The sequence below is a fragment of the Photobacterium sp. WH77 genome (genome assembly GCF_022014395.1).
GTDB lineage: Bacteria > Pseudomonadota > Gammaproteobacteria > Enterobacterales > Vibrionaceae > Photobacterium > Photobacterium arenosum.
The window spans coordinates 40,454-60,114 of record NZ_JAKLTE010000001.1; the positions used below are offsets into that span (position 1 = coordinate 40,454).

Genomic DNA, 19,661 nt, shown 5'->3' on the forward strand with positions numbered 1-19,661 from the left:
ATCAGTTATGGCTGACGGCGATGACACGCAGCGAATCGAGCTGAATCTGGGCTTTGCTGATGTAAGCGGTCAGATCCTGAATCTGGCTTTGCAGCAACTCCAGCTCATCGTCCCGGATGTTAGGGTTGACGGACTTCAGGGCCTGCAGACGGGCCAGCTCGGCGCCTAAGGTGTTTTCCATATCCTGTTGCGCGGCCTGGCGTACTTTGGCCAGCTCAGGTTCGATCAGCTGATCGCCAGCGGCAATCAGGGCATGGATGTCTCTCTGGACCGAATTCACCAGTTTGCTGCCCAGATGACGGTTGACCGGACTCAGCTGGCGGTTGAAGCCTTCGAACTCGACTTTATCCGACAGATTATTGCCTTTGGCATCCAGCAGGATACGGATAGGCGTGTGCGGCAGGAAGCGGCCGATGCCGGATTGTTTCGGTGCCTGGGCATCGACCACGTACACCAGCTCCAGCAACAGTGTGCCGGCGGGCAGTGCCTTGTTCTTGAGCAAAGACACCGCAGTGGTGCCGACACCTTCCGACAGCAGCAGATCAATCCCGCCCTGAATCATAGGGTGTTCCCAGCTGATAAAGTGCATGTCTTCACGCGACAGCGCGGTATCACGGTCAAAGGTAATGGTGCAGCCATCCTGCGGCAAACCCGGGAAACTCGATACCAGCATGTGCTCAGACGGGGTGATAACCAGGGCATTTTCGCCTCTGTCATCCTGATTGAGGCCCACAGTGTCAAACAGCCCCAGCGCGAAGGTCACCAGATTGGTATCGCCGTCTTTGGCGGCAATCTGCTCGACCAGCTCACGGGCGGCATCGCCACCGTTGGAATGGATCTCCAGCAGACGGTCGCGGCCCTGTTCCATTTTGCTCTTCAGCTCAGTGTGCATGCGGGCGCTGTCGGCAATCAGCGAGTCCAGCGCCTCAGCGCTATGGTTTTCACTGGCCAGCAGAGTGATCAACTGCGGCTGAATGGCTTCATACACAGCACGGCCTGTCGGGCAGGTTTCTTCAAAGGCATTGAGGCCCTCGTTATACCAGTGCGCCAGCAGCGCTTGCGAGGTGCCCTGCAGGTGCGGCACATGGATCTCGATATCCCTTTGCTGGCCGATGCGGTCCAGACGGCCGATACGCTGTTCCAGCAGATCCGGGTTGTTTGGCAGGTCGAACATTACCAGCTGGTTGGCAAACTGGAAATTGCGGCCTTCAGAGCCGATTTCCGAGCACAGCAGCACCTGCGCGCCGTCTTCTGTCTGAGCGAAGTAAGCAGCCGCTTTGTCGCGGTCGAGAATTGACATGCCTTCGTGGAACACAGTGGCCCGGATGCCTTCTTTTTCGCGCAGTGCCTGCTCCAGATTGAGCGCGGTTTGCGCGCGGGAGCAGATCACCAGCACTTTTTCATTGCGGTTGGCTTTGAGGAAATCCAGCAGCCAGCTCACCCGCGGGTCGAAGTTCCACCAGGTGGCCGATTCGCCTTCAAATTCCTGATAAATATCTTCCGGGTACAGCAGCTTGAGCACTTTTTCTTCTTCGCTGATTTTCCCCATCATCATGCCGGCGACACGCATGGCCGTGCTGTACTGAGACGGCATCGCCAGCGGGTACAGATTGAGGTGACGCTGAGGAAAGCCCTGCACCGCTGCACGGGTGTTACGGAACAGCACGCGACCGGTACCGTGGCGGTCCATCAGGTTGTCGACCAGCTCCTGTCGCGCGGCATGCTGGGCGTGTTCGTCGCCCTGCGTGGTCAGTGTGTCCAGCAGCGGGGCAATGTCCTGCTCTGGCAGCAGATTGATCAGTGTCGCGCGGCTGTCGTCGTCCAGTTTTTTGCCAGCCAGCAGGTCTGACACGGCATCGGCGACCGGGGCGTACTGGCGCTCTTCATCGAGAAAGGCATCGTAGTCGTAGAAGCGATCCGGGTCGAGCAGGCGCAGGCGGGCGAAGTGGCTCTGATGGCCCAGCTGATCCGGCGTGGCCGTCAGCAGCAGGCAGCCCGGGGTTTTCTCGGCCAGGGCTTCCACCACCTGGTACTCACGGCTTGGCGCCTCTTCACTCCACACCAGGTGGTGGGCTTCATCGACTACCAGCAGATCCCAGTCGGCGTCCAGCGCCTGTTCGAAACGGCGGCGGCTCTTGCGCAGAAAATCCAGTGAGCACAGCACGTATTGCGCGGTATCAAACGGATTGGCCGCATCGGCAATGGCCTCGACACAGCGCTCTTCATCGAAGATAGAAAAATACAGGTTGAAGCGGCGCATCATCTCAACCAGCCACTGATGCTGCAGGGTTTCCGGCACCAGGATCAGAATACGCTCAGCGCGTCCCGCCAGCACCTGCTGGTGGATGATCATTCCGGCTTCAATGGTTTTACCCAGGCCCACTTCGTCGGCCAGCAGGACACGGGGGGCAAAACGGCGGCCCACTTCATGGGCGATGAACAGCTGGTGCGGGATCAGGCCGGCACGCATCCCGCACAAGCCGCGCAGCGGGCTCTTGTGCTGCTGGTGCTGGTTTTTCAGGGCACGGTAGCGCAGGGCGAAACGGTCCATACGGTCAATCTGACCGGCGAACAGCTTGTCCTGTGGCTTGTTAAAACGAATCTGGTTGCTGAGGAAGATTTCGCGCAACGATACATTTTCTTCCCCGGTATCGGTACGGGTGCCGACATAGGTCAGCACCCCTTGTTGTTCTTCCACTTGCTCGACCCTGAGCGACCAGCCTTCCTGACTCTCAGTCACATCACCGGCGTTGAACATCACGCGGGTGACAGGGGCATCATGGCGGGCATACACGCGATTCTCTTCGCTGGCGGCAAACATAAGGGTGACAGTACGCGCATCCATGGCGACCACAGTTCCTAACCCTAAATCACTTTCCGTGTCACTGATCCAGCGTTGACCCAAAGCAAATGGCATAGTGGAAAAAACCTTCTAAATATTTGAAATCAAGGAGAATTGGATCCCGGCGACGATGAATAAATCAACTACACTGAAATTAAGTGTAAGCCACAAATGGCGCCGGCAAAAAAGGGGGCTAATGGTACTGCATGATGGGAGCCAGGTCACGGGCTAAGTGATGGACCCATCAAGTGAGAAAATTGTCACAATATTTTCATTTTTTGCGGTCATTAATGAAAAGCGGGTTTAGGCTTATTAATGATAGCCATTTGCCAATGGCTATTTCAGGTGAACAAGGAGACGTCTATGGACGATGCTGATAGGAAAGTCTTTGTACTTGATACCAACATCCTGTTACATGAACCCCTCGCCATCTACTCTTTCAAAGAGCACGACGTAGTGATTCCCATGACGGTCCTGGAAGAACTCGACCGGATCAAAGACAGCAAACGCGACGTTGCCCGCGATGCCCGTGTTGCTATCCGCGCCCTCGAAGATATCTTCCACGATGCCACGCCGGAACAAATCTCAGCCGGGATCCCCCTGACTGAGCAAGGTGATCACAAAGGCCGTATCGCGATTTTCGCCGATTACGAAATCCACGAAACTGTGCATGCCTTTGCCGACAAGGCCGGTGACAACCGTATTCTCAATGGGGTGCTCTACCTCCAGAATCATTATGCGCCGCGCAAGGTGGTGCTGATCACTAAAGACATCAATATGCGCCTGCGTGCCAAAGGCGCCGGGGTGTTTTACGTCGACGATTACCGGTCAGATCAGCTGATTGATGATGTCAGCCTGCTGACCAAAGGGTTCCACCGCTATCCGGCCAGTTTCTGGGAGCGTGTGGGTGAGTGCCATTCTGAAAAACGCGGCCGTTCGACCTTGCATACGCTGCCGCAAGAGCTGTTTGATTCGCCTTTCGTCAACCAGTACCTGATTGATGAAGATACCGATTTCGCTGCCCGGATTCAGAGTCTGGACGGGGAAATGGTCACCCTGAAAGATCTGGGGCATGAGCGCCTGATGCACCGCCAGGCATGGGGTATTCATCCGAAGAACATTTATCAGGGAATGGCGATGGACGCGCTGCTCGATCCTGATATCGATCTGGTGATCCTGACCGGCCCGGCCGGGTGTGGTAAAACGATCCTCGCGATGGCCGCCGCACTGGAGCTGGTGATAGAAAAAGGCATGTACGACAAGATCATTGTCACCCGCAATACCCCGGACATTGCTGAATCTATCGGTTTCCTGCCGGGCACGGAAGAAGAGAAAATGATGCCCTGGCTGGCGGCAGTGACAGACACCATGGAGGCCTTGCATAAGCACGATGTCTGCACTGACGGTTCGATGAAATATATCTTCGAAAAAGCCAATATCCAGTTCAAATCGATTAACTTTATGCGCGGCCGCTCTATCCAGAACGCTTTCGTGTTGCTGGATGAGTGTCAGAACCTGACCGCGTCGCAAATCAAGACCATCATCACCCGCTGTGGTGAGGGCACTAAGCTGGTCTGTTCCGGTAATCTGGCGCAGATCGATTCCACTTACCTGTCGCCTGTGACATCAGGCTTAACCTATATCGTTGAACGATTTAAGAATTTCGAGGGCAGCGCCAACATTTACCTCAATGGTGTGGTGCGCAGCCGTCTGGCGGAATTTGCTGAAGAAAATCTGTAATTCACTGGGCGGGATCCGCTGAGCGGATCTTAAGCATTCATCGCCCGAGGTACTTCCTTAATCTTTCATCTTCCGGCTCCCCCAGCACTTGCTGGGTGGGGCCGCATACCCGGATTTCACCCTGCTCGACAAAGGCACACTGATCGGCAATCTTCAGCGCATCGTCCGGACTGTGGGTGATCATCAGCACAGTGATCCCGGCTTCCTTGGCCAGACTGGCGATCAGATCCAGCATTTCCTGCCGCAGCGCCGGATCCAGTGCGGAAAACGGCTCATCGAGCAACAGCAGAGGGCGGTGTCTGACCAGGCAGCGTGCCACGGCCACCCGCTGTTTCTGGCCGCCGGACAGCTGCTCAGGCAGGCGATCCAGATAATGAGCGATGCCGACCCGCGCTGCCGCATCTTTGACCTGAGCCTGATCAGCGGCGCTGAGGCGCAGCCCGGGATGGATACCCAGAGCAATATTGTCAAACACGCTCAGATGCGGAAACAGGTTGTGATCCTGAAACAGGATCGACAGCGGCCGCTCGGCCGGATTCTGCCTGTCGATCACTTCACCATTGATCCTCAGTTCGCCGCTGTCCGGCTTGAGAAAACCGGCGATCATCGCCAGCAGGGTACTTTTGCCCGCCCCGCTGGGGCCGATCACTGCCAGAATATCTCCCTGCGCGACCGACAAATCAAAGCTGAGCTGCATAGACTCCTGATTATGGTGACGGTAGCAATGGCTCAGTTGAGATAAAGAGAGCATAGGTGAGATCATAAGTTATCCGTTAGCAGTGCGGTCAGACGAGGGATGTCGGGACAATAACAGGCTTTCCACCACAGTGAAAATACCCAGGCTGAGCAAGAGCAGCAGCAGGGCGGCAACGGCGGCAGCATCCATCTGATAGCTGTCCATCAGCTGGAACAGGTACAGGGGCAGGGTCTGAAAATCCTGGCTGCCGAACAGCGCAATGGCACCCAGATCGCCCAGCGACAACACGAAGCTGATCGCCATCGCCTGGGCCATAGGTTTGCGCAGTGCCCGCCATTCCACCAGATACAGGCGCGACAGGCCGCGCATGCCCAAACTCTGGCACAGCGGGTTGTATTGCTGCGCGAGATGCAACATCGGCTGGCTCAGGGTTTTGATGACATAAGGCAGTGCCATCAGGGCATTGACGGCCACTACCACCCAGAAGGCCGAGGCAAAGACGTCGGTGAATTCGCGCAGCAGCAGAAACAGACCTGTGCTGATCACCAGCCCGGGTGTGACCAGAATAATGGTACCGATCAGCTCCAGCCCGTCGGCAGAGAGGCGGTAGCGCTGCAGCCGCCAGTAACGGCTGGCACAGAGTATGGCGATACCGCTGATCAGTGCCAGCAGGCAGGCCAGCAGCGCGATTTGCAATGAATGGCTAATCGCCTGCCACAGGGCGGGGGTGCTCAGCAGCTGTGGCAGCTGGTCATTGAGCCCGGCGCTCAGTACTGCCAGCATAGGCGGCAGTACCAGCAGCAGTACTAAGCCAATCCAGCATCCGTCCCATATCCTTGCTGTGCGACTGTCGAGATAATTCGGATGCCCCTGGCGAACCCGGCCGCTGAGCGTGGACAGCGGTCTGGCAAAGCGCTGGCCGAGCAGCACCAGCGAGCAACACAGCAGCATCTGCCATAACGCCAGCATGGCACCAGCGGCTAAATCAAAGTCGTATCTCAGCGCCTGATAGATCGCCAGCTCTATCGTGGTGGCTTTCGGGCCGCCGCCCAGCGACATAATCACCGCAAAGCTGGTAAAGCACAGCATGAACACCAGCCCGGCGATCTGAGGCAGTTGCTGACGCAGCCGCGGCCAGGCAACCAGCCGGAACAGTGGCCAGCCTTTCATGCCCAGGTGGGCCGCAAGCTGATGCTGTTCGGCCGGAATACTTTCCAGGCTTTGCAACAGCAACCGGCTCGCCAGCGGCAGGTTGAGAAAGACATGAGCGAGCAGAATGCCGTTCAGACCGTAGATGCTGAACGGCAGGGTCATGTCCAGCCTTGCCAGTGCTTGTGCCAGCAAACCGCTGTTGCCATAGATAGCCAGCAAACCAAACACCGCCACCAGTACCGGCAGCACCACCGTCATGGCAAACAACCTGAGTAATACAGTCCGGCCCGGAAAACGCCGCCGGGACAGGGCGTAAGCAACAGGGATTGCCGGAATCACACTGAGCAGAGTTGATAACAGGGCCTGTTTAAAGCTGAAGACCGTGACATGACGCAGGTAAGGATCCTGCCACAAGCTGAGCGGTTGCAGTTCGGTGGCCTGACTCAGCAGCGCGCTGAGCGCCCCGCCGACCACAAGCAGTATCAGCCCGGCGCTTAACAGGCCGGGCAGGCTGGAACGGGAGAGTAACAAGAGCTGTCCTATTGCACTACAGTTGCATTACTGGGTCAGGGCCGTCTGCCACTCGCGAATCCAGCTTTTACGCTCTTTCGCAACTTCATCGGCGGAAAATTCCAACGACTTGGCAGGCAAGGTCAGGCTGCTGAACCCTTCAGGCAGCTCCTGGCCGGTGACCGGATACATCCAGTTGCCCGTTGGAATGTGTGACTGGAAGCCCGGCGTCAGGATGAAGTTAAGAAACTGCTCGGCCAGCTCACTGTTGCGGCTGTTTTTGAGCTTAGCGGCAACTTCCACCTGCATATAGTGGCCTTCGCTGAAGTTGGCGGCTTTGTACTTGTCTTCTTGTTCGGCAATCAGGTGGTAGGCCGGTGATGTGGTGTAAGAGAGCACCAGATCGGCTTCGCCGTTGAGGAACATGCTGTAAGCCTCTGACCAGCCTTTGGTCACAGTCACGGTTTTTTTCGCCAGTTGCTGCCAGGCAGTGGCGGCTTGGTCACCATAGACAGATTTCACCCACAGCATCAGACCCTGTCCCGGCGTTGAGGTGCGGGGATCCTGGTAAATCATCGTCAGATCGTCGCGCTCAACCAGCGCTTTCAGGCTGTCTGGCGGGTTATTCAGTTTCTTGCTGTCATAAATGAAAGCGAAGTAACCGTAATCGAAAGGGACAAAGGTGTCATCTTGCCAGCCGCCCGGAATAGTGACCGCCGCGGTATCCACCTGGTGAGTGGTCAGCAGCCCGGTTTTTTTGGCTTCCGTCATCAGGTTGTTATCCAGCCCTAACAGCAGGTCGGCTTTGCTGCTTTTGCCTTCCAGACGGACACGGTTGAGGATGGATACACCATCGTCCAGGGCGACAAACTGCAGATCGCAGCCGCACTCTTTCTCAAACGCGGTTTCGATGGCCGGACCCGGTCCCCAATCCGCGGTAAAAGAGCTGTAGGTGTAAACCGTCAAGGTCGGTTGAGCGGCGGCGGCAGACGTGGCGGCAGCCAGCAGGGGTAAGGTTAACAGTAGGTGTTTCACAAAGCGCTCCTGAGTTCCTGTAAGACAGGGAATTCCGATTTCTTCAAGGCGCGGGGTTGAGTGAGAGGGAAGGTTTCCGGAAAGGCACGAACCGGGGATAAAGGTGTGCTTTCTTGTCTCTCAGTTTTTCTCAATTCCTCCGCCAGCATGATCTGGTTCAGGTTCAATGGGTCCCGTACGCTGTACGATCTCAGCCCTAAGGCTCCCCATGAGAACGGCTCTCATTGTAAACGCGGCCGACACAGGTTGCCAGCCACAATTGCGGCTGGCTGTGATTCCTGAGCTGCAAGTTAAATTGTCAGGCGAGGCTATTTGATCTCATTGAGCCGCCAGTCGTAATCGTAACTGGGCGATACCAGCGTCACCGGCCGGTTGAGGTAAGTGTTCAGATGCTTTTGCAGTTCAGCCAGAGTACCGAAATCACTCTGATACCAGTCATAAATTGACGACAGACGGACACTCTGGCCGCGCACATCAACCCCTTTTTCGCTGTTGATAAAGCGCTTGGCAGCTTCATCCAGCTGCTCGTTCAGCTTATCGGCCTGCATGACCTCAGGGAGCAGATCCGGGCAGCCCAAGCTGGCACAGTTCACCACATAGTGAATACGCTCGTCCTGCCAGATAGGGCGCAGGATCCTGTGTTCAATATCATTGAGCGACAGTTTTTGTCCGCGGATAGTGATCAGTTTTTCATCCCAGGGGCCGAAGTTGAATATGCCGCCGAGTTTGGTGATCGAGCTGACCGGATAGTTGTCCAGAATCACTCTGACGGTCAGAGCGTTATACAAATTTACCCAGTAGGCAAATTGTTCATTGCGGTTGTAGCGGCGCGGATCCAGCGCGGTGAGTTCACTCAGATAGCGTGCCAGAGCCGCTTTATCCTGCTGGCTGACAGCGGCATAACGAAAGCGGGTCTGTTTGGGGGCGACCAGCAGATAGTCGTTGAGCAGGCCCTGCCAGAGAGTGTGGTCAATTTTTGCGGTATTGCTGGGGTTGCTGGCTTGCCACAAAGGCCAGAGATCGGCTTTGGGGGCGGCCAGTGCCGCTGAAGACAGGCTGAGCAATGTCATCAGGAGCAAGACGGTCAGGGTTTGGCGTAGCGGATACATGTGAACACCTCTGTAAAAAGATTGATATTCAACAGACCGAAGCAAGGGGGTGTTTCTTTCCGGTGCAGGCGCTTAACAAAACACCCTGCCGGAGCAGGGTGTCTGAGCCAGTCAGCAATGACAGTATAGATCAGGCCAGAAAGGCCGGGATCTTACTTTCATATTCAGCGATTTTATCTTCGTGCTGCAGGGTCAGGCCGATGTTGTCCAGACCGTTCAGCAGGCAGTGGCGGCGGAACTCGTCAATCTCGAAGCTGTAGGACTTGCCGTTGGCGCTGACCGTCATGCTTACCAGATCTACTGTCACTTCGGCGCTCTGGTTGGCGTCGACAAACAGGAAGATCTCATCAACTTCGGCATCTGTCAGGCGCACAGGTACCATCTGATTGTTGATCGCGTTGCCATAGAAAATATCGGCAAAGCTCGGCGCAATGATGATGTTGATACCGTAGTCAGCCAGCGCCCAGGGCGCGTGCTCGCGTGATGAACCACAGCCGAAGTTTTCACGGGCCAGCAGGATACTGGCACCCTGATAGCGCGGGTGGTTCAGAACGAACTCAGGATTAGGCTGTTCGCCGGCGTCATCAAGAAAGCGCCAGTCGTGAAACAGGTGCTTACCGAAACCGGTACGGTTTACTTTCTGCAAAAACTGCTTTGGAATGATGGCGTCAGTGTCGACGTTCGCGGCATCCAGCGGCACCACCAGTCCTGTATGTTGTTTGATTCCTGCCATGGTTGTTCCCTCTTAAATTAGGCGGTGGCGACGGTGGCTTTGTCCAGCTCGCGGATGTCGACGAAGTGGCCGGCACAGGCAGCGGCGGCGGCCATCGCCGGGCTGACCAGATGGGTGCGGCCATCGCGGCCCTGACGGCCTTCAAAGTTACGGTTACTGGTCGAAGCGCAGCGCTCACCCGGACCTAAGCGGTCGTTGTTCATCGCCAGACACATAGAGCAGCCAGGCAGTCGCCATTCAAAACCGGCTTCGATGAAGATCTTGTCCAGTCCTTCCTGCTCGGCCTGCGCTTTGACCTGCTCAGAACCGGGAACCACCAGCGCCTGAACATTAGGAGCCACTTTGCGGCCTTTGGCGACAGCGGCGGCCGCTCGCATATCTTCAATACGTGAGTTGGTGCAAGAACCGATGAAGACTTTATCAATCGGGAAATCCGCCAGTTTTTTACCCGCTTCCAGACCCATGTAAGCCAGTGCTTTGGCGGCAGAAGAGCGCTCAACGGCATCGCTGAAGCTGTCTGGTGCCGGAATCGGCTCATCAATGGCAATTACCTGACCCGGGTTGGTGCCCCAGGTGACCTGTGGTTTGATGTCTTTGGCATCCAGGGTCACCACATGGTCGAACTGTGCATCGGGATCGGATTTCATTGTCTGCCAGTATGCAACGGCAGCTTCAAAGTCGGCGCCGGTCGGGGCAAAGTTACGGCCCTGGATGTAATCAAAGGTGGTCTGATCCGGTGCGATCAGGCCCGCTTTGGCACCCAGCTCAATCGCCATGTTACAGACCGTCATCCGGCCTTCCATGCTCAGATCCGTGATAGCTTCGCCACAGAATTCCACTACATAGCCGGTACCGCCGGCGGCTGTGGTTTTGCCGATGATCGCCAGAATGATGTCTTTGGCTGTGATGCCAGGGGCCACTTTGCCTCTGACTTCAATTTTCATGGTTTTGGCGCGGGCTTGTTTCAGGGTCTGGGTGGCCAGAACGTGCTCAACCTCAGACGTACCGATACCGAAGGCCAGCGCGCCGAACGCCCCATGGGTGGCGGTGTGGGAATCGCCACACACGATAGTCATGCCCGGCAGGGTAATACCCAGCTCAGGCCCCATGACATGGACTATGCCCTGATATTTATGGTTCAGATCATACAGGGTGACGCCAAAATCTTTACAGTTCTTAGCCAGGGTTTCCATCTGGATACGGGCCATCTCACCCGATGCATTGATGTCTTTGGTCTGCGTCGAGACGTTGTGGTCCATAGTGGCGAAGGTCTTGCCGGTCTGGCGAACCTGACGGCCTTTTTCACGCAAACCGTCAAAGGCCTGCGGCGAAGTGACTTCGTGCACCAGGTGGCGGTCGATATACAGGATCGGGTTTTCACCTTCGGCGGCCACCACGACGTGGGCATCATAGACTTTTTCGTACAGCGTTTTGGCTGTGTGTGTTGTGTTTGACATTGCTCGTTTGCTCCTCGTCGTTCGGCTTACGCCTGGCGGATGTAGGCGGCGATTTTATCGCCCATGGCGTCGGTAGACAGGGCTGGGCGGCTGCCGGCCAGATCGGCGGTCAGCTCACCGGCTTCCAGTGCCTGGGAGACGGCTTGCTCAATGGCGCGTGCCGCTTCTTCTTGTTCCAGACTGTAGCGCAGCATCAGGGCCGCCGACAGGATTTGTGCCACCGGGTTGGCGATGTTTTTACCGGCGATATCCGGCGCTGAACCGCCTGCCGGCTCATACATGCCGAACTTGTCCTGGTTCAGGCTGGCCGAAGGCAGCATGCCCATAGAGCCGGTGATCATGGCGCATTCGTCGGAAATAATGTCACCGAAGATGTTGGAACACAGCATGACGTCAAACTGCGACGGATCTTTGATCAGCTGCATGGTGGCGTTGTCTATATACATGTGGCTCAGTTCGACATCCGGGTAATCTTTGGCGATCCCTTCCACCACTTCGCGCCACAGGATAGAGCTTTGCAGCACGTTGGCTTTGTCGATGGAGCAGACTTTCTTGCGGCGCAGACGGGCAGATTCAAAGGCGATACGGGCGATACGCTCGATTTCATAGCGATGATAGATCTCGGTATCATAGGCCTTTTCCATCGCGCCTTCCCCTTCGCGGCCTTTTGGCTGACCGAAGTAGATGCCGCCGGTCAGCTCACGCACCACTACTATGTCAAAACCACGCTCGGAGATGTCGGCACGCAATGGAGAAAAGGCTTCCAGACCATTGTGGATCTGCGCTGGTCGCAGGTTACAGAACAGCTGAAAGTGTTTACGCAACGGCAACAGCGCACCGCGTTCCGGTTGTTCATTGGCGGGCAGGTGTTCCCATTTCGGGCCGCCCACCGAGCCGAACAGCACTGCATCGGCAGCTTCACAGCCTTTCAGAGTGTGGTCCGGTAACGGCGAGCCGTGATTGTCGATGGCAATACCACCCACATCATATTCTTCACGGTCTAGGGTGAAGCCAAAACGGGCTTCAATGGCGTCCAGCACTTTGTGTGCCTGACGCATGACTTCCGGACCAATCCCGTCGCCGGATAACACGGTAATTTTATAGCGTTGACCTGCCATGGTTATACTGTCTCCATTTTTGTTTTCTGTTTAATTTCTGCAATTTGCTCGGCGCGGTGAATGCTGTTGATCACATGCAGCAGAGCCTGTCCGGATGCTTCAACAATGTCGGTTGCCAGACCGGTACCGTGGTATTTACGGCCTTTGTAATTGGCAATGATATCCGCCTGACCCAGGCCGTCTTCCCCTTCGCCTTTGGCGGTCAGGTCAAACTTATCCAGGGCGATCTCATAGCCGGTTAAGCGGTAGATACACTGGTACAGCGCATCCACCGGACCATTACCGACTGCCGCTTCACATTTTTCTTCGTCACCGCACTGCAGCTTAATGCTGGTGGTGGCCATGACGCTGCCCGATTGCACGCTCAGGTAGTTCAGCTTGAAGTAATCGTCTTCCTCGCGCATGTTGGCGAAGTACATCAGAGCTTCCAGATCGTAATCGAACACCTGGCCTTTGCGGTCGGCCAGCTTCAGGAAGTCGGCGTACAGGGTGTCCAGGTTGTACTCGTTATCGTTGTAACCCATGCTGTCCATGTGGCTCTTGACGGCCGCGCGGCCGGATCGGCTGGTCAGGTTCAGCGCCTGGTTCTTCAGGCCGATTGATTCCGGTGTCATGATCTCGTACGTGTTCTTGTTCTTCAGTACGCCGTCCTGGTGGATACCCGACGAGTGGCTGAAGGCATTGGCACCGACAATGGCTTTATTGGACTGAATCGGCATGTTGCACAGCTGGCTGACCATCTTGCTGGTGCGGGAAATTTCTTCGTGTTTGATATTGGTGCTGACACCCAGCAGCTCGGCGCGGGTTTTGATGATCATGGCGATCTCTTCCAGCGCACAGTTGCCGGCACGTTCGCCAATCCCGTTAATCGTTCCCTCCACCTGGCGGGCACCGGCCTGAATGGCGGCCATGGAGTTGGCGACCGACATGCCCAAATCATCGTGGCAGTGCACCGAAATGACTGCTTTGTCTATGTTTGGCACCCGGTTAAACAGCTGACTGATAATGCCGCCAAATTCGCTGGGCAGGGTGTAGCCTACGGTATCGGGGATGTTAACTGTGGTCGCACCGGCCTTGATGGCGGCTTCGACCATGCGGCACAGATTATCTATCGGGGTACGGCCGGCATCTTCGCAGGAAAACTCCACATCGTCCGTGTACTTGCGGGCACGGGTAACGGCAGCCACCGCCATGTCGATAACATCATCGTAGCTGCGGCGCAGTTTGTCCTGAACATGGATGGTGGAGGTGGAGATGAAAGTGTGGATTCGGAAGGCTTCGGCAACTTTTAACGATTCGGCAGCGACATCAATGTCGTTCGCCACGGCACGGGACAAGGCACAGACGCGGCTGTTCTTGATGTGCCTGGCGATGGTCTGCACCGACTCAAAATCGCCCGGCGAGGACACCGGGAAGCCAGCTTCAATGATATCTACACCCAGACGCTCCAGTGCGTAGGCAATCTGCAGCTTCTCTTTCACGGTTAAGCTCGCGGACAGGGCCTGTTCGCCGTCGCGCAAGGTGGTGTCGAATATAATGACCTGATCGTTCATGATTGCTTCCTTTTTAGTTGGCCTGCCTGTCTATGATGGCTGGGTCGCGTCCTGTACGCCGGGCCTTTATACGAAAAACCCGCGCTTGGGCGCGGGTTAATCTGAATTTTTAGCGGTGAATTTCACCCATCAGCTACCCACGCGACTGGTCACGAGAAGGAGTAGGCTGAGGAGAAGGGTGAATTGTGTTTGCATTGTTTTTTTGATCCGCTGTGTTGTTGACCAAAGGAATATCAAATTGTACAGACTAGCGTCAAGCGATAATTGTATCTTTATGCATTTTCGATAGGAGAGCGGAGGCGTCTGACTCCTTTTGGCGATAGCGCAACAGTGGCCGGCACCATCCGGTAGCGCAAAGACGGCGATTGTCATTATCCCTCCTCGAAATCGTCACCCGCATGTCATATCTGCTTCTTAATCTGGCTGCACAGGTTAAGAGGAGAATAGTGCTATGGCAGTGACTGTATTGGTACCTATCCAGCGCTTTGATTACGCCTTTTCCAGTTTATGTCTGTGTCACCGCTTTAATCAGCCGGTGGCGACACTGAGCCGGATGGTCTCCCGTTCCGGGGACGGGCCTTTATACTTACTGTTCGGCTTGCTGGCCTGGGTATTTGACCGGCAACAGGGCGGGCAGGTATTAGGCTTGGGATTACTGGCATTTCTGTTGGAATTGCCTGTCTACCTGCTGTTGAAAAACACCTTCAAACGAGATCGTCCGGCGCAGCTACCCAGTTTTATTCAACCTTCTGACAAATACAGCCTGCCATCCGGACACACCGCCGCTGCTTTTCTGATGGCGTCGTTAATTTCTACCTTTTACCCGGCAGCAGCCTGGCTGGTCTGGCCCTGGGCGATACTGATCGGATTCTCCCGTGTGCTGCTGGGTGTGCATTTCATTACCGACATTGTGGCGGGCGCTTTGCTGGGCATGATGTGCTTTGATGTCGTCAAGGGGGCGATATGAAGATACTTTACGGCGTACAAGGAACCGGTAACGGCCATATTTCCCGGGCCAGGGAAATGGCCAGAGCCTTTTCCCAGCTTGGCGTGACCGTCGATTTCCATTTCTCCGGCCGCCAGGCTGAACACTATTTTGATATGGAGTGCTTCGGCGATTATCACACCTCCCGCGGGCTGACTTTTATCACAGAGCGCGGCAAGGTGAACCAATGGCAAACCTTCAGGCAGAATTCGTTGCTGGATTTCTGGCGGGAGGTTAAGGCCATGGATCTGTCCGGTTATGATCTGGTGCTCAATGATTTTGAGCCAGTGTCTGCCTGGGCCGCTCGCCGGCAAGGGATCCCCAGTCTGGGGCTCAGTCACCAGAGCGCGTTTTTGTATGATGTGCCGAAAGAAGGAGAAAGCTGGCTGGACAGAAAGCTGATCCGTTATTTTGCACCGACGGATCAACAACTGGGCCTGCACTGGTACCATTTCGGCGCTCCGATCCTGCCACCGATTGTGCCTCAGCAAACTGATTCCCCGGCGCAATCTGACGGGTCAGTGCTGGTATACCTGCCGTTTGAAGGGCTGGATAAGGTGCTGGAGATGCTGTCCCGTTTTTCAGCGGTGACCTTTTATTGTTATCACCCCGCTGTGCGCCAGAGCTATCAGCAAGACAATGTCCATGTCTGCGCGCTGAGCAGGACTGGCTTTCATCAGCGGTTAGCCGTGTGTGACGGCGTCATCGCTAATGGAGGTTTTGAGCTGCCGTCAGAAGCTATCGCATTGGGCAAGAAATTGTTGCTCAAACCGCTGCAAGGCCAGTATGAGCAACTGAGCAATGTGGCAACGCTGGAGCTGATGGGGCTGGCGGTTGGTATGCATTCGCTGGATGCGGCCGCGATACGCAACTGGCTCGACAGCCATTCGCCGGGACAGGTTATCTGGCCGGATGTGGCGCTGGCCGTTGCCCGCTGGCTACAGGAAGAAAACCGTCCATCAGTGGAGGCGCTGTGTCAGTCACTCTGGGAACCTGTCAGCTTTCCGGAGCCTGTTCTTGAAACCGTGGCGGATTTCGGCTCAGAGGCCGGGATCTCCAGTAAGCGATCATTAATCACCGGGACTTATTGATCACCTCCTCTTCCTGACGTGGCTGGCACGTCAGGAGTCTGACTTCCTTCTAAGTGCTTGAAATTCATTTCTAGTCATATTGTTTTATATCTTTTTAGATATTTTTATAACGAATTTATCTGCTTGTTTTTGTTTGGACTATCGTTCAATATCGACCCATATCATACTGTTAGAACCAGGTTGGGAGCTCTCAGGGTATTGGTGTCATCATTCTTTTGAATAATACTGATTACCCCTAATTTTCTAATGGGTATATGAGGGTGTTGTGCCCTGGTTAGCGGGAGCAAGACTCTCCGGATTATTCGCAGAAGAGGTCAGAAATGGCGCGTAGAGGTATGTCTTTCCAAGCAGCAGAAAATCTCTCCATGGGCTTGAGCCTGCGGAATGTAGATCTGAATTTGCTGACAGTATTCGATGCGGTGATGCAGGAGCAGAACATCACCCGAGCAGCACATAACCTGGGTATGTCTCAGCCAGCGGTGAGTAATGCCGTCGCGCGACTGAAAACGACCTTTGACGATGAGCTGTTCATTCGCCATGGAAGGGGAATCCAGCCTACCACCAGAGCCAAGCAATTATTTGGTCCCGTGCGTCAGGCGCTACAGCTTATTAAAAATGAACTGCCGTCTTCGACTTTCCTGCCGGAAACATCGAACCGCTTGTTCCGCCTGGCGGTGTGTAATCCGCTGGATATCCGTTTCGCCCCCCATATTCTGCGTCAGCTGGGCGATCTGGCCCCCAAGGCACAGGTGGCGCTGGAAGCGGGTATTGAAAGTGACATGGTGCAAAAACTGCGCTATCAGGAACTGGATTTCGTTATCGATTATCTTCGTTTCGATGATCAGGGCTTCACGTCTACTGAATTGTTTAAAGACGAGCTGGTGGTGGTCGCCGCCGGTAACCACCCGCGCATTCAGGGGACGCTGAGTGCCGGCGAGTTCGTAGCTGAAAAGCATGCTGTGCTTCAGCCAGTGCAGGGAGCGCGAGGGTTTGCAGAGGCCGTATACCATCAGGCGCCGGGCTGTCACGCCGCCTATCAGGGCGGTAGCCTGAGCAATATGATGTACGTGGTCGGCCAGTCCGATCTGATTGCCGTGATGCCAAAATGGCTGGCGCAATCCATGGCGGATACCTTGTCGCTCCAGCTGATGACACTGCCGTTTGAAGGTAAAACCATCAGCGGTTATCTGAGCTGGCATGACTCATCGCAAAAAGATAAGGGCCACCAGTGGCTGCGCGACCAGCTACTGGCTATCTGTGATCAAGTCACCTGCTAAATATCGCAACGTCTAATGTGTTGAATACGGCTATTTCTCTTCGGGGAAACAGCCGTTTCTTTTTTTCGGGCTCAGGAATTGAGTGCGGATTGTCGCCGAATTGTTTTATGCCATCTTAAGGAGTGAGAGCCATGCAGCATTCTGCCTGTCACTCTGATGATCTCTGTTGCCTTTTGATGTCCGATCAGTAGACTCTCCGCTCCTTCAGCGAACAGCTGTAAGCTAATTTCATGACAGAGCCGTTTATGTCACAACTTGACTACCACATAGTTCACCGTATTCAGCACCAGATCGCCCGTTTGGGGAGCTGTATCGCGCTTCGCTATCATCATGATGGCCAGTGGCGGGACATCAGCTGGCAGACGCTGGGTGAGCAGATTCACCAGCTCTCACTGGCGTTGCTGGCTCAGGGCATCGGCGTTCAGGATAAAGTCGGGATTTTTTCGCCCAACATGGCCCGCTGGACGGTCGCCGATCTGTCGACCTTGTACCTGCGCGGGGTGACGGTGCCGATTTATCCGACCAGTACCGCTCAGCAAGCGGCTTATATCATCAATAACTCCGACATCAAGGTACTGTTCGTGGGCGAAGCCGCCCAACTGGATGCGGTATTGCAGATAGCGGCAGAGTGCCCGCAGCTGGAACGTATCGTGCTGATGGATGGGCACAGTGACCATACCGATCATGCTTTGGTGTGTGATTACCAGCAGTTTGTCGCCCAGGGTAGAAGCGGGGATGAAGAGGTGCTGCAGGCCCGTTTGGCAGATTGCCGGATGGATGATTTGCTGACGCTGATCTACACCTCAGGCACCACAGGTACGCCCAAAGGGGTGATGCTGGATTACGCCAATATTGCTGCGCAGCTGCAAGGCCATGATCAGAGACTGGCCCTGAGTGAAGGGGATGTCTCTTTGTGTTTCCTGCCATTGTCCCATGTGTTCGAACGCGCCTGGAGCTTCTATGTGTTGCACCGCGGTGGTATCAACTGTTATCTGACCGATACCAATGCCGTGCGTGAGGCGCTGGTGGAAGTGCGTCCGAATGTGATGTCAGCGGTGCCGCGTGTTTACGAGAAAATTTACGGTGCGGTGCAGGCCAAAGTGGCCAAAGCGCCTGTTCACCGCCGGGCGCTGTTTCACGCCGCGCTGGCCATTGGTCACCGTATGGCGGCATGCCGGCAGCAGAACCGCCGGCCGGCGGCCTGGTTAAACATTGCCCATAAAGCGGCTGATAAGCTGGTGCTGTCAAAGCTGCGTGATGTGCTGGGCGGACGCATTAAGTTCATGCCTTGCGGCGGCGCCAAGCTGGATGCCTGTATCGGACGTTTCTTTCATGCCATAGGCATCAACGTCAAGCTGGGCTATGGGATGACGGAAACCACGGCCACCGTCTCCTGCTGGGACGATATGGGTTTTAACGCCGATTCGATTGGCACCCTGATGCCAGGTGCGGAAGTGAAAATCGGTGAGAACAGTGAAATTCTGGTGCGCGGGCCCATGGTGATGCGCGGGTACTACAAGCTGGCGGAAGAAACCGCCGCGAACTTTACCCCGGACGGTTTCCTGAAAACCGGTGATGCCGGCGAATTCGATGCACAGGGGAATCTTTTCATCACCGACCGGATTAAGGAGCTGATGAAAACCTCAGGCGGTAAGTATATTGCACCTCAGGTGATTGAAGGCGCGATCGGCAAGGATACGATGATCGAGCAAATCGCGGTGATTGCCGATGCCCGCAAGTTTGTTTCTGCCCTGGTGGTGCCTTGCTTCGACACCCTGGAAAATCACGCCCGCGAGTTGAATATCAAGTATCACAACCGTCTGGAGCTGCTCAGGCACAGCCAGATTATGGCCATGGTCGAGAAACGCATTGCCGAGTTGCAAAAAGATCTCGCCAAGTTTGAGCAGGTGAAAAAGTTTACGTTACTGCCCAAGGCATTCTCTATGAATGATGGAGAGCTGACACCGACGCAGAAGCTGCGCCGCAAGGTGATCCTTCAGCGCTATCATCAGCAGATTGAAGCCATGTATCACGAGAACCCGCGCCAGGAGCCACCGAAGCGTTAAGCGGCTACAGTCCGAAATCTTTTCCGCAACCAGCGGCCTGCCGGCAGGCCGTTGTCTTACCTGTCATACTCTCGCCTGCCTTTTTCATGATTTTCTGTCAGCATTCCTGCTTTGTAACGGATAGTGATGGGTGTATATGCTGATTTTTTAGTGTGATTTTGGTTCATTATCCCGCTCTGTGTTTATTCTCTGGCCGTTAATAAGGTTATTTATAGTCAGTACAGAAAATAACCATGAAATAGCTATGGGGAATGGACGCCAGCGGTTAAAAAACGTTAAGGTGGCGACTGGGTTAC

General features: G+C 55.3%; 14 protein-coding genes and 1 riboswitch. Of the genes, 5 read left to right on the forward strand and 9 right to left on the reverse strand.

Annotated features, from left to right (window positions below; all coding sequences use genetic code 11):
* Position 1 precedes the first annotated feature (1 nt).
* Positions 2–2,917, reverse strand: coding sequence for an RNA polymerase-associated protein RapA (gene rapA / locus L6J37_RS00210; protein WP_218383560.1), 2,916 nt, complete (start codon positions 2,915–2,917; stop codon positions 2–4).
* 288 nt (positions 2,918–3,205) lie between these two features.
* Between rapA and L6J37_RS00215 the strand changes: the two genes are divergently transcribed.
* Positions 3,206–4,582: a PhoH family protein gene (locus L6J37_RS00215; RefSeq protein ID WP_192015423.1), complete on the forward strand. Its 1,377-nt coding sequence runs from the start codon at positions 3,206–3,208 to the stop codon at positions 4,580–4,582.
* Positions 4,583–4,619: 37 nt separating this feature from the next.
* On the opposite strand, the gene thiQ is transcribed toward L6J37_RS00215, so the two are convergent.
* The 8 genes from thiQ to leuA all read right to left on the reverse strand — a co-directional run bounded on the left by thiQ (position 4,620) and on the right by leuA (position 13,946).
* Positions 4,620–5,345, reverse strand: coding sequence for a thiamine ABC transporter ATP-binding protein (gene thiQ, locus L6J37_RS00220; protein ID WP_237793738.1), 726 nt, complete (start codon positions 5,343–5,345; stop codon positions 4,620–4,622).
* 3 nt (positions 5,346–5,348) lie between these two features.
* Positions 5,349–6,962 (reverse strand): thiamine/thiamine pyrophosphate ABC transporter permease ThiP, encoded by a 1,614-nt coding sequence (gene thiP, locus L6J37_RS00225; RefSeq protein WP_442956990.1) that lies wholly within the window; start codon positions 6,960–6,962, stop codon positions 5,349–5,351.
* Between the two features lie 27 nt (positions 6,963–6,989).
* Positions 6,990–7,976 carry a thiamine ABC transporter substrate binding subunit gene (gene thiB / locus L6J37_RS00230; protein WP_192015425.1) on the reverse strand — a complete coding sequence of 329 codons (987 nt, stop codon included), beginning with the start codon at positions 7,974–7,976 and terminating at the stop codon, positions 6,990–6,992.
* A gap of 116 nt (positions 7,977–8,092) precedes the next feature.
* Positions 8,093–8,195, reverse strand: a riboswitch (TPP riboswitch).
* Between the two features lie 89 nt (positions 8,196–8,284).
* Positions 8,285–9,064, reverse strand: a complete 780-nt coding sequence (locus tag L6J37_RS00235; protein WP_442956996.1) for a DUF547 domain-containing protein — start codon at positions 9,062–9,064, stop codon at positions 8,285–8,287.
* A 151-nt stretch (positions 9,065–9,215) separates the two neighbouring features.
* Positions 9,216–9,818: a 3-isopropylmalate dehydratase small subunit gene (leuD, locus tag L6J37_RS00240; protein ID WP_237793740.1), complete on the reverse strand. Its 603-nt coding sequence runs from the start codon at positions 9,816–9,818 to the stop codon at positions 9,216–9,218.
* Between the two features lie 17 nt (positions 9,819–9,835).
* Entirely contained in the window at positions 9,836–11,275 is a 1,440-nt protein-coding gene (gene leuC / locus L6J37_RS00245; protein WP_237793741.1) for a 3-isopropylmalate dehydratase large subunit, read from the reverse strand.
* Between the two features lie 26 nt (positions 11,276–11,301).
* Positions 11,302–12,393, reverse strand: coding sequence for a 3-isopropylmalate dehydrogenase (gene leuB, locus L6J37_RS00250; RefSeq protein ID WP_237793742.1), 1,092 nt, complete (start codon positions 12,391–12,393; stop codon positions 11,302–11,304).
* A 2-nt stretch (positions 12,394–12,395) separates the two neighbouring features.
* The gene (gene leuA, locus L6J37_RS00255; protein ID WP_218383556.1) at positions 12,396–13,946 is read right to left on the reverse strand and encodes a 2-isopropylmalate synthase; all 1,551 of its coding nucleotides are present in this window, start codon (positions 13,944–13,946) and stop codon (positions 12,396–12,398) included.
* 451 nt (positions 13,947–14,397) lie between these two features.
* Between leuA and L6J37_RS00260 the strand changes: the two genes are divergently transcribed.
* The 4 genes from L6J37_RS00260 to L6J37_RS00275 all read left to right on the forward strand — a co-directional run bounded on the left by L6J37_RS00260 (position 14,398) and on the right by L6J37_RS00275 (position 19,365).
* Entirely contained in the window at positions 14,398–14,913 is a 516-nt protein-coding gene (locus tag L6J37_RS00260) for a phosphatase PAP2 family protein (protein WP_192015429.1), read from the forward strand.
* Positions 14,910–16,022, forward strand: a complete 1,113-nt coding sequence (locus L6J37_RS00265) for an MJ1255/VC2487 family glycosyltransferase (RefSeq protein ID WP_218383554.1) — start codon at positions 14,910–14,912, stop codon at positions 16,020–16,022. The genes L6J37_RS00260 and L6J37_RS00265 overlap by 4 nt, the downstream gene beginning before the upstream one ends.
* 320 nt (positions 16,023–16,342) lie before the next feature.
* Positions 16,343–17,299, forward strand: a complete 957-nt coding sequence (gene leuO, locus L6J37_RS00270; protein ID WP_192015431.1) for a transcriptional regulator LeuO — start codon at positions 16,343–16,345, stop codon at positions 17,297–17,299.
* Positions 17,300–17,544: 245 nt separating this feature from the next.
* Positions 17,545–19,365: an AMP-dependent synthetase/ligase gene (locus tag L6J37_RS00275; protein WP_237793743.1), complete on the forward strand. Its 1,821-nt coding sequence runs from the start codon at positions 17,545–17,547 to the stop codon at positions 19,363–19,365.
* Positions 19,366–19,661 lie beyond the last annotated feature (296 nt).